This is a genomic window from Streptomyces adustus (genome assembly GCF_009377175.1).
Lineage (GTDB): Bacteria > Actinomycetota > Actinomycetes > Streptomycetales > Streptomycetaceae > Streptomyces > Streptomyces adustus.
Map to the genome: position 1 here is coordinate 1 of NZ_VJZD01000313.1, position 9,836 is coordinate 9,836.

At 70.1% G+C, this 9,836-nt stretch carries 11 protein-coding genes and 1 rRNA gene; 8 read left to right on the plus strand and 4 right to left on the minus strand.

What is annotated here, in order from left to right; translation table 11 throughout:
• The first annotated feature begins 146 nt into the window (after positions 1–146).
• The 3 genes from FNH09_RS41345 to FNH09_RS41355 all read left to right on the plus strand — a co-directional run bounded on the left by FNH09_RS41345 (position 147) and on the right by FNH09_RS41355 (position 2,412).
• A complete protein-coding gene (locus FNH09_RS41345; RefSeq protein ID WP_152895014.1) occupies positions 147–1,361 on the plus strand; it encodes a GAF domain-containing sensor histidine kinase in 1,215 nt (404 codons plus the stop codon).
• Entirely contained in the window at positions 1,354–1,995 is a 642-nt protein-coding gene (locus tag FNH09_RS41350; protein WP_162469871.1) for a response regulator, read from the plus strand. Before FNH09_RS41345 ends, FNH09_RS41350 begins: the two co-directional genes overlap by 8 nt.
• Positions 1,996–2,166: 171 nt before the next feature.
• Positions 2,167–2,412: a chaplin family protein gene (locus FNH09_RS41355; protein WP_162469872.1), complete on the plus strand. Its 246-nt coding sequence runs from the start codon at positions 2,167–2,169 to the stop codon at positions 2,410–2,412.
• A gap of 245 nt (positions 2,413–2,657) precedes the next feature.
• Here FNH09_RS41355 and FNH09_RS41360 read toward each other — a convergent pair whose 3' ends face one another.
• Positions 2,658–3,446, minus strand: coding sequence for a hypothetical protein (locus FNH09_RS41360; RefSeq protein WP_152895015.1), 789 nt, complete (start codon positions 3,444–3,446; stop codon positions 2,658–2,660).
• A 138-nt stretch (positions 3,447–3,584) separates the two neighbouring features.
• Here FNH09_RS41360 and FNH09_RS41365 point away from each other — a divergent pair, with 138 nt between their 5' ends.
• The 3 genes from FNH09_RS41365 (at position 3,585) to FNH09_RS41375 (ending at position 5,964) form a co-directional block, all read left to right on the plus strand.
• On the plus strand, positions 3,585–4,382 hold the full coding sequence (locus FNH09_RS41365; RefSeq protein WP_152895016.1) for an ABC transporter ATP-binding protein: 798 nt from the start codon (positions 3,585–3,587) through the stop codon (positions 4,380–4,382).
• 80 nt (positions 4,383–4,462) lie between these two features.
• Positions 4,463–4,894, plus strand: a complete 432-nt coding sequence (locus tag FNH09_RS41370) for an NfeD family protein (RefSeq protein WP_162469873.1) — start codon at positions 4,463–4,465, stop codon at positions 4,892–4,894.
• Positions 4,895–5,025: 131 nt separating this feature from the next.
• A complete protein-coding gene (locus FNH09_RS41375) occupies positions 5,026–5,964 on the plus strand; it encodes an SPFH domain-containing protein (RefSeq protein WP_152895017.1) in 939 nt (312 codons plus the stop codon).
• Positions 5,965–6,143: 179 nt separating this feature from the next.
• Here the strand turns inward: FNH09_RS41375 and FNH09_RS41380 are convergent, their stop codons facing one another.
• From FNH09_RS41380 to FNH09_RS41390, 3 genes are all read right to left on the minus strand, one after another.
• Positions 6,144–6,650: an HNH endonuclease gene (locus tag FNH09_RS41380; RefSeq protein WP_152895018.1), complete on the minus strand. Its 507-nt coding sequence runs from the start codon at positions 6,648–6,650 to the stop codon at positions 6,144–6,146.
• 154 nt (positions 6,651–6,804) lie between these two features.
• Positions 6,805–7,344 (minus strand): YbhB/YbcL family Raf kinase inhibitor-like protein, encoded by a 540-nt coding sequence (locus tag FNH09_RS41385; RefSeq protein ID WP_162469874.1) that lies wholly within the window; start codon positions 7,342–7,344, stop codon positions 6,805–6,807.
• A gap of 42 nt (positions 7,345–7,386) precedes the next feature.
• Entirely contained in the window at positions 7,387–8,169 is a 783-nt protein-coding gene (locus tag FNH09_RS41390) for a sporulation protein (protein ID WP_152895019.1), read from the minus strand.
• 139 nt (positions 8,170–8,308) lie between these two features.
• Between FNH09_RS41390 and FNH09_RS41395 the strand changes: the two genes are divergently transcribed.
• Together FNH09_RS41395 and FNH09_RS41405 are read left to right on the plus strand one after the other, a co-directional pair.
• Positions 8,309–8,995, plus strand: a complete 687-nt coding sequence (locus FNH09_RS41395; protein WP_152895020.1) for a DNA-3-methyladenine glycosylase — start codon at positions 8,309–8,311, stop codon at positions 8,993–8,995.
• A gap of 733 nt (positions 8,996–9,728) precedes the next feature.
• Positions 9,729–9,836 (plus strand): 16S ribosomal RNA (locus FNH09_RS41405); the annotation flags it as partial.

Below are 9,836 nucleotides of genomic sequence, written 5' to 3' on the forward strand. Positions count from 1 at the left end.
GGGCGGGGGCGGGGGGCCGCCGGCCTCGGGACAAGGAGCCGAAACCTCGGGACCGGGACCCGGGACCTCGGACGTAGGCCCACCGGCCCGGCCGGGACCGCCGCCGGACCGATCCCGCTGTCGTACCCCGCCGGTACCGTGAGGTCATGAGTCAAGGCCCCCGGTCCGGCCTCGTCGCGGTGAGTGCCGCGCTGCTGGCCATGAGCAGGCACCTGGAGGTGCGCGACGTCCTCAAGACGATCGTCGCCTCGGCCCGTGAACTGCTGGACGCGCAGTACGCCGCCCTCGGCGTCCCGGACGACCACGGCGGCTTCGCCCAGTTCGTGGTCGACGGCGTCAGCGACGAGCAGTGGAAGGCCATCGGCCCGCTCCCGCGCCAGCACGGCATCCTCGCCGCGATGCTCCACGAGACCGGCCCCGAGCGCCTCGCCGACGTGCGCAAGGACCCCCGCTTCGAGGGCTGGCCCGACGCCCACCCCGAGCTGTCGGACTTCCTGGGCCTGCCGATCCGCGACGGCGACGAGGTCATCGGCGCGCTCTTCCTCGCCAACAAACTGCGCCCGGCGCGCGGACGCCCGGAGGACGGGGAGCCGGCGGACGGACGGTCGACGGACGGACGGGCCGCGGACTGCGCGCCGGGGGACGGGTGCGGCTTCACGCGGGAGGACGAGGAACTGCTCTCCATCCTCGCCCAGCACGCCGCCATAGCCCTCACCAACGCCCGCCTCTACGAGCGCAGCCGCGAACTGACCATCGTCGAGGAGCGCTCCCGGCTCGCCCACGAACTGCACGACGCGGTGAGCCAGAAGCTGTTCTCGCTGCGCCTGACCGCGCAGGCGGCCGCGGCCCTGGTCGACCGCGACCCCGCCCGCGCCAAGGGAGAGCTGCAACAGGTGGCCGCGCTCGCCGCCGAGGCGACGGACGAACTGCGCGCCGCGGTGGTCGAGTTGCGCCCCGCCGCGCTGGACGAGGACGGCCTGGTCGCCACGCTCCGCACCCAGACGCAGGTCCTGGACCGCGCCCACACCGCACGCGTCACCTTCACCGCCCACAAGTTCCGCGCGCTCCCGGCAGCCCAGGAGGAGGCCGTGCTCCGGGTCGCCCAGGAGGCCCTGCACAACGCCCTGCGGCACTCCGGGGCGGCGCACGTGGACGTGACGGTGGGCCGCCACGGCTGCGGTGCGGTGCTGCGCGTCACGGACGACGGCAGCGGTTTCGAGCCGCAGACGGTACGACAGGCGGGACGCCACCTGGGCCTGGTCTCCATGCGGGACCGGGCGAGCGGGGTCGGCGGCACCCTGACGGTGGAGTCGGCGCCCGGCAAGGGCACCACGATCGAGCTGGAGGTCCCCGGTGGCTGATCCCATCAGAGTGCTGCTCGTCGACGACCACCAGGTCGTCCGCCGAGGGCTGCGCACCTTCCTGGAGGTGCAGGAGGACATCGAGGTCGTGGGCGAGGCCGCGGACGGTGCCGAAGGGGTCGCCCGCGCCGAGGAGTTGACCCCCGACATCGTCCTGATGGACGTCAAGATGCCCGGTATGGACGGCGTGGAGGCCCTGCGCAGACTGCGCGAACTGGCCAACCCCGCGCGCGTGCTGATCGTCACCAGCTTCACCGAACAGCGCACCGTGGTCCCGGCCCTGCGCGCGGGCGCCGCCGGTTACGTGTACAAGGATGTGGACCCCGACGCGCTGGCCGCGGCCATCCGGTCCGTGCACGCGGGCCACGTCCTGCTCCAGTCCGAGGTCGCGGCCGCGCTGTTGTCCCAGGAGGAGACCAACTCCCCCCAGGGCAGGGGCGGGTCGCTGACGGACCGGGAGCGCGAGGTGCTGGGCCTGATAGCGGACGGCCGGTCCAACCGTGAGATCGCCCGGGCCCTCGTCCTGTCCGAGAAGACCGTCAAGACGCACGTCTCGAACATCCTGATGAAGCTCGACCTCGCCGACCGCACCCAGGCCGCGCTGTGGGCCGTACGCCATGGGGTGGCCAGCTAGTACGACCACAGTCCGGGAGCTCTCGATCATGTTCCGGAAAGGTTCCGCTCCGGTCTGAGATTCATACCGTCGTGGGAATGTCCCCCGGACGGCGCATCCTTCGTGGATCTCCGCCGTTCTCCAGTGCGTGCTGCGGCGACTGCCGTGGTGACCACAAGGAGGGGACCAGAAGTGAAGAACCTGAAGAAGGCGGCGGCCGTGACGATGGTGGCCGGCGGGCTGATCGCCGCGGGAGCCGGCATGGCCTCCGCGACGGACGGCGCGTGGGCCGGCGGCGAGGCCAAGAACTCGCCCGGCGTCGTCTCGGGCAACGTCGTCCAGGCTCCGGTGCACATCCCCGTGAACGTGGTGGGCAACAGCGTGAACGTCGTGGGCCTGCTGAACCCGGCCTTCGGCAACCTCGGCCTCAACCACTGACCCCGCCGCCCCCACGGCAACGCCCTCCGGCCTCCCGGCCTCCCCGGGAGGCCGGACAGGCCCCAGCCCGAGCCACACGGCCGACCCGACGGCCGCCACCCCGCCCGCTCCGACCGCCACCGGTCCGCCCGGACGCGTCCCGGGCTGTCCGACCGTTCCGCCGGTCCGGCGGGCCAGAGGCAGGTGCCGGGGCAGGGCCCCAGGCCCCGGGGCACCTCCGAGCGTCGGTCACCCGTGGCCGGCGTTCAGCGTGCGCCGCGCTCCCGCTCCTCCACGATGGAGTTGTACGCGGCTACCTGCGCCCGCCGGGCCGTCCGCTCCACCGGGCGCAGGGCCTGGGTCCGCGCGCCCATCTCGGACGCGCTCACCGCGCCCCCGTGCCCCCTCTCGTGAGCCAGTGCGACCAACAGCCCCACCCGCTGCGCCAGCTCCAACACCCGCACCGCCCGTGGCGGATACCCCGGTGCCAGCACCTCCCGACCCCGCTCGGCCCGAGCCCGGTACGCGTCCAGCGCCGCCTCCGCCACCGGCCCCGACCCGGCGACATCCAGCCGGGAGAGAACCGCCGTCGCCTCGCGCAGCGCCTCGGCGAGTTCCCGCTCCGCCTCGCCCAGCGACGGCACGTCCGCGGGCGGAGCCTCCCGCACCGGCAGACAGTGCCAGACCACCTCGACGTGCACGTCACCGGCGGGCCCGGCCTCGTACACCTCGGGCACGAGCCCCAGCGCGGCCCCGTGGCAGACCACCGCCTCCTCGGCCTCCAGCGCCCGCGCATTGAACTCGGGCGGCCCGCTCAGCCCCAGCGGATGCCCCGGCGCGGGCAGCGCGACCAGCAGTCCGGTCACGCCCAGTCTGCGCAGCCGCCCCAGCGCCAGCGTCAGCCCGACGGGCCCCGATTCGCCGGGCAGTCCCTCCACCCGGTGCACGGCGTCCTCCCCGACGACGGCGAGCACGGCGTCATCAGGAGAGACAAGTCCGGCCAAAAGGGCATTTCCCCAAGCGGCAAGGCGTCCAGAGCGCGGTTCCGAGAGCATGCCTCCACCCTAAGGACCGGACCGATGGAATGAAGCGGGCAGCCGGTGGCGTAGATTTCCTTGAGGGCTGCGCCCACCGGCGCACGCGACAGCCGAGACGCCGAGACCGGCCACACTGCAAGGGGAGACAACGCGCTCATGAGCGAAGTTCTGGAACTTCAGGACGTATCCGTGGTCCGTGAGGGCCGGGCTCTCGTGGACCAGGTCTCCTGGTCGGTCAAGGAAGGCGAGCGCTGGGTCATCCTCGGCCCGAACGGTGCCGGCAAGACGACCCTCCTGAACATCGCCTCCACCTACCTCTTCCCCAGCTCGGGCACCGTTTCCGTGCTCGGCGAGACGCTGGGCAAGCCGGGCAGCGACGTCTTCGAGCTGCGCCCGCGCGTCGGCGTGGCGGGCATCGCCCTGGCCGACAAGCTCCCCAGGAAGCAGACCGTCCTCCAGACGGTGCTCACCGCCGCGTACGGCATGACGGCCGCCTGGCACGAGGAGTACGAGGACGTCGACGAGCAGCGCGCACGCGCCTTCCTCGACCGCCTCGGCATGACCGAGTTCCTCGACCGGAAGTTCGGCACCCTCTCCGAGGGCGAGCGCAAGCGCACCCTCATCGCCCGCGCCCTGATGACCGACCCCGAGCTGCTGCTGCTCGACGAGCCGGCGGCCGGCCTCGACCTCGGCGGCCGCGAGGACCTGGTCCGCCGCCTCGGCCGACTGGCCCGCGACCCGATCGCCCCCTCCATGATCATGGTCACGCACCACGTCGAGGAGATCGCCCCGGGCTTCACCCACGTCCTGATGATCCGCCAGGGCAAGGTGCTGGCCGCGGGCCCGCTGGAGCTCGAACTCACCTCCCGCAACCTCTCCCTCTGCTTCGGCCTCCCGCTCCTCGTCGAGCAGGTCGGCGACCGCTGGACCGCGCACGGCCTGCCGATGAACTGAGGCGCCGAAAACCTGAAGCAGCCCCCAAGTACCCCTGGGCGCCCTGTCGGTGACCGGTCTCGCGGACCTACCATGGCCGTGTGAACGACATCGACGCATGGGTGTGGTGGCTCGTCGCCGCGGCAGCGCTCGGCATCCCGCTCGTGGTGACCGCGATGCCGGAGTTCGGCATGTTCGCCGTGGGCGGGGTCGCCGCCGCCGTGACGGCCGGACTGGGCTTCGGCGTCGTCGTCCAGGTCCTCGTGTTCGTCGTCGTCTCGGTCGCCCTCATCGCCGTGGTGCGCCCCATCGCGAACCGGCACCGCGCGCAGCGGCCCCAACTCGCCACCGGCATCGACGCCTTGAAGGGCAAGCAGGCCCTCGTCCTGGAGCGCGTCGACGGCTCCGGAGGCCGTATCAAGCTCGCCGGAGAGGTCTGGTCGGCGCGTTCGCTCGACGCCGGCCGTGCCTACGAAGTGGGCCAGGAGGTGGACGTCGTCGACATCGAGGGAGCCACGGCGATCGTCATCTGACCTCGCTCGACGCAACTGACCGGAACGCCCCACGAGGCACACGACGGTCTGTCAGACTCGACCAGCAAGATCTTCAACAACCATAAGATCTTCCGAAAGCGCCGAGGCGGAGAAAGGCACGGGGAGCCACGATGGAACCGGTCATCATCGTATTGATCATTCTGGTGGTGTTGGTCTTCATCGCCTTGATCAAGACGATCCAGGTCATCCCACAGGCGAGCGCGGCCATCGTGGAGCGGTTCGGCCGCTACACACGCACACTCAACGCGGGCCTCAACATCGTGGTCCCGTTCATAGACACGATCCGCAACCGCATCGACCTGCGTGAGCAGGTCGTGCCGTTCCCGCCGCAGCCGGTGATCACCCAGGACAACCTGGTGGTCAACATCGACACCGTCATCTACTACCAGGTGACCGACGCCCGCGCCGCCACCTACGAGGTCGCCAGCTACATCCAGGCCATCGAGCAGCTCACCGTCACCACGCTGCGCAACATCATCGGCGGCATGGACCTGGAGCGGACCCTGACCTCCCGCGAGGAGATCAACGCGGCGCTGCGCGGAGTCCTCGACGAGGCGACCGGCAAGTGGGGCATCCGCGTCAACCGCGTCGAACTCAAGGCGATCGAGCCGCCGACCTCCATCCAGGACTCGATGGAGAAGCAGATGCGCGCCGACCGCGACAAGCGCGCCGCGATCCTCACCGCCGAAGGTACGCGCCAGGCCGCGATCCTCACCGCGGAGGGCGAGAAGCAGTCCCAGATCCTCCGGGCCGAGGGTGAGGCGAAGGCCGCGGCCCTGCGCGCGGAGGGCGAGGCCCAGGCCGTCCGTACGGTCTTCGAGGCGATCCACGCCGGAGACCCGGACCAGAAGCTGCTCTCGTACCAGTACCTCCAGATGCTCCCGAAGATCGCCGAGGGCGACGCCAACAAGCTCTGGATCGTGCCCAGCGAGATCGGGGACGCCCTCAAGGGCCTTTCCGGCGCCATGGGCAACTTCGGTGCCATGGGCGGCGGTTCGGGCAACTCCGCCGGAGCCACGGAGCGCCGGGAGAAGCCGTCCCTCGACTGATCGGCCGACGGCCGACACCCGCACGCGAGACGGGGCCCACCTCCCGACGGAGGTGGGCCCCGTCTCGCGTGCGGCCCCTGGGCGGTTCCGGCGAAGTCAGCGCCCCAAAGGGGGCGCGGGGAACGGCGCGACCGGCCACGACGGACCCGCAGCCGACGCACCGGACTTCCGCGGAGCGCCTACGCGGCGGGCTGCCCCAGCCACTCCGGCAGCGCGTCGAAGTCCTCGTGTCCCAGCGACAACAGCATCGCGTCCGCGGGCGTCGGCTCGAACGGCTGCCGCAGCAGCGGCATACCCGCCTGCTCCGGCGTCCGGTCGGCCTTGTGGTGATTGTCCTCCGCGCACGAGGCGACCGTGTTCAGCCACGAGTCCTTGCCGCCCTGCGCCCTCGGCACCACGTGGTCCACGGTCGTCGCCCTGCGCCCGCAGTACGCGCACCTGTGCCGGTCCCGGACCAGCACACCCCGCCTCGACCACGGGGCTTGTCTTCGGAAGGGCACCCGTACGTACCGGCACAGTCTGATCACGCGGGGCGCGGGTATGTCGACCGCGGCTCCGCGCATACGCAGTTCGGGGTGGGCCTGCTCGACGACGGCCTTGTCCTGGAGCACCAGAACGACGGCTCGGTTCAACGTCACCGTCGACAGCGGCTCGAAACTGGCGTTCAGTACCAGCGTGTCTCGCATTCCAGCCCACCTCCCATGCGCACCGGCCCACTCCCCGGCGGGCTTGGATCAACTCTGGCCGGGCACGCCGAGATGGACAACGCAATAAAAAGTGCCCGCCTCTGATCACTTCCAAGACCAGAGGCGGGCAAACGTTCTATGAACGTCAGACTGCTCAGACTGCTGCGGGCACTTCGTACTCACCGATCAACTGGGCACGCGCGATCGCGTGGAAGCGCAGATTGAACCCGACGACCGCGGGCGACACGTCCGCGTCCGGACCGAGCTTCTCCTGGTCCACCGCGTACACCGTGAACACGTACCGGTGCGGGCCGTCGCCGGGCGGCGGCGCGGCACCGCCGAAGTCCTTGGTGCCGTAGTCGTTGCGCACCTGCACGGCGCCCTCGGGCAGTCCCTCGAACTTGCCGCTGCCCGCGCCGGCGGGCAGCTCCGTGACCGAGGCCGGGATGTCGAACACGGTCCAGTGCCAGAACCCGCTGCCCGTCGGGGCGTCCGGGTCGTAGCAGGTCACGGCGAAGCTCTTGGTCTCCGCCGGGAAGCCCTCCCACCGCAGCTGCGGCGAGGTGTTGCCGGCCGCGTGGACCTGAGCGTCCTTGAGCGTCGCGCCCTCCTGGACGTCCTCGCTCGTCACCGTGAACGACGGCACGGGCGGATGGAAGTCATGGGGGAGCGGCCGCCGCTTGAGCTCGGACACCTGGATACCTCCTGATCGGTTTCCTTGCGCTGGGCTCCGAGCCTAGAACCAGTTGCGCTTGCTGCCGACCTCGGACAGCCACTGGTTGAGGTAAGCCGCCCAGTCGGTCCCGTGGAAGTCGTGCAGGCCCACCTGGAAGGAGCGGAAGGTGTCGCTGCCCTCGCTGAACAGGCCCGGCTTCTTGTCCATCTCCAGGACGACGTCCATCGCGTGCTCGTCGGCCACGAAACTCAGCTCGACCTGGTTCAGCCCCCGGTACTGCGACGGCGGGTAGAACTCGATCTCCTGGTAGAAGGGGAGCCGCTGCCGCGTGTTGCGGATGTGACCGCGCTCCATGTCCGCGTTCTTGAAGCGGAAGCCCAGCCGGATGAAAGCGTCCAGGATCGCCTTCTGCGCCGGCATCGGGTGCACGTTGATCGGGTCCAGGTCACCGGAGTCCACGGCCCGCGCGATCTCCAGCTCGGTGCTCACCCCGATGTGCATCCCGCGCAGCGCCTGCCCGTCGATCATCGTGATCGGCGTCTCCCAGGGGATCTCCAGCCCGAACGGCACCGCGTGCACGGCACCCGCCTGGAGCTCGAAGGCACCCCCGAGCCGCACCTTGGTGAACTCGATGTCCTGCTTGTACTCCTGGTCTCCGCTCTCGACCTCGACCTTCGCCTGGAGCCCGACCGACAGCCCCTCGATCCGCTGGTCGACGGACCCGCCCTGGATCCGCACCTCACCCTGGACGACGCCGCCCGGGACGACGTTGACCTCGGTCAGCACGGTCTCGACCGAGGCCCCGCCGGCCCCCAGACTCGCGAGCAGCTTCTTGAACCCCATGACTCTCCCTTTACGTGTGGACCTCTGACCCCTACCCACGCGATCCGGCCGCGACCGGTTCCGCGCCCCACACCCTGGCAAGGCGAGCGCTCCCTGACCACCCCGTCGGACCGCCCCGTCTGCACTACGCTCGGAGGGCATGATCGCGACCCCCGACCGTACGCCCCCCGGCAGGGACTCCTTCGACCGGCCCGTACCGGAGGCCGCCCCCGACCCGCTCGGCGGCTTCCTCGCCCGCCCCGCCGAAGAAGTCGCCCCCGAGCTGCTCGGTGCCGTCCTCACCCACGAGACCTCCGAGGGAACCGTGCGGATCGCCATCACGGAGACCGAGGCGTACTCCGGCCCGGCCGACCCCGCCTCCCACGCCTACCGGGGCAGGACACCCCGCAACGCCGTGATGTTCGGGCCCGCGGGACATCTGTACGTCTACCGGTCCCACGGGCTCCACTGGTGCGCCAACATCGTCACCGGAACCGAGGGTGACGCCTCGGCCGTCCTCATCCGCGCGGGCCGGGTCGTCGAAGGGGAGGACCTGGCACGCAGGCGACGAGGGGCGAAGGTCGAGACCGCACGCCTCGCGCGGGGCCCGGGGAACTTCTGCCAGGCGCTCGGCATCACGGCCGAGCACAACGGCGCAGACCTGTTGGGGGGTGCCTCGGTCGCACTCTCCGAGGGCGAGCCGGTGCCCGCCGCGCTCGTCCGCATCGGCCCTCGGGTGGGTGTCAGCAAAGCTCACGACTGGCAGCACCGCTTCTTTCTGGCCGATGACCCGACAGTCTCGGCCTACCGACTGAGTCCGAGAGCCAAGCCGTCCGGTGAGGCCTGAGCCAGTGTGCAAACGTCGACTTTCAGCCGGATGCGAGAAGGAACCGGCCAAAGGCCGAGCCCGCCTGCCCACCGCCCTCGGCCTGCCTCGCGCACCGGACGGCACGCACACATGCCCTCTCGCCTGCTCGCTCGGCGATCCCGGGGGGCCGGCGATCCGACCGTGAGCCCCTGTCGGGCCCACACGCCGAGGCGCCACCCAAGTTGACTCGCCCCCACAGGGTGCGTAATGTAGCCCGAGCCGCTGAACCGGATATGGCAATCGCCAGCAACCGGGAGTGGCCAACCCACTACCTGCGACCACCTCTGACGGGGTCGAATTCGGCGTGCCTGCATGTTCGAATTCGGATTCGCGAAAGCTCGATTATGAGCTGCGGAGCGAATCGGCTAACGTAGTGAATGTCGAAAGGCCGACAAGCGAAAGCGAAGAGGCCCCAGGCAAATCCCGCCGACAGGGAATCGGATCGCGAAAAGGTCTGATAGAGTCGGAAACGCAAGACCGAAGGGAAAAAGCCCGGAGGAAAGCCCGAGAGGGTGAGTACAAAGGAAGCGTCCGTTCCTTGAGAACTCAACAGCGTGCCAAAAATCAACGCCAGATATGTTGATACCCCGTCTCCGGCCGATCGGCTGGGGCGAGGTTCCTTTGAAAAATCACAGCGAGGACGCTGTGTGCGAGAGGATCATTCCTCCTCTTGCACCGCTCTCGTGTGTGTCAACCGGATTACCGGTAAACATTCACGGAGAGTTTGATCCTGGCTCAGGACGAACGCTGGCGGCGTGCTTAACACATGCAAGTCGAACGATGAAGCCCTTCGGGGTGGATTAGTGGCGAACGGGTGAGT

Excerpts from the sequence above, each read along its gene's own strand:
- FNH09_RS41390 (WP_152895019.1), bottom strand. The coding sequence starts at position 8,169 with ATGGGGTTCAAGAAGCTGCTCGCGAGTCTGGGGGCCGGCGGGGCCTCG.
- FNH09_RS41380 (WP_152895018.1), bottom strand. The coding sequence starts at position 6,650 with ATGCGAGACACGCTGGTACTGAACGCCAGTTTCGAGCCGCTGTCGACG.
- FNH09_RS41365 (WP_152895016.1), top strand. The coding sequence starts at position 3,585 with ATGAGCGAAGTTCTGGAACTTCAGGACGTATCCGTGGTCCGTGAGGGC.
- FNH09_RS41360 (WP_152895015.1), bottom strand. The coding sequence starts at position 3,446 with ATGCTCTCGGAACCGCGCTCTGGACGCCTTGCCGCTTGGGGAAATGCC.
- FNH09_RS41395 (WP_152895020.1), top strand. The coding sequence starts at position 8,309 with ATGATCGCGACCCCCGACCGTACGCCCCCCGGCAGGGACTCCTTCGAC.
- FNH09_RS41375 (WP_152895017.1), top strand. The coding sequence starts at position 5,026 with ATGGAACCGGTCATCATCGTATTGATCATTCTGGTGGTGTTGGTCTTC.
- FNH09_RS41345 (WP_152895014.1), top strand. The coding sequence starts at position 147 with ATGAGTCAAGGCCCCCGGTCCGGCCTCGTCGCGGTGAGTGCCGCGCTG.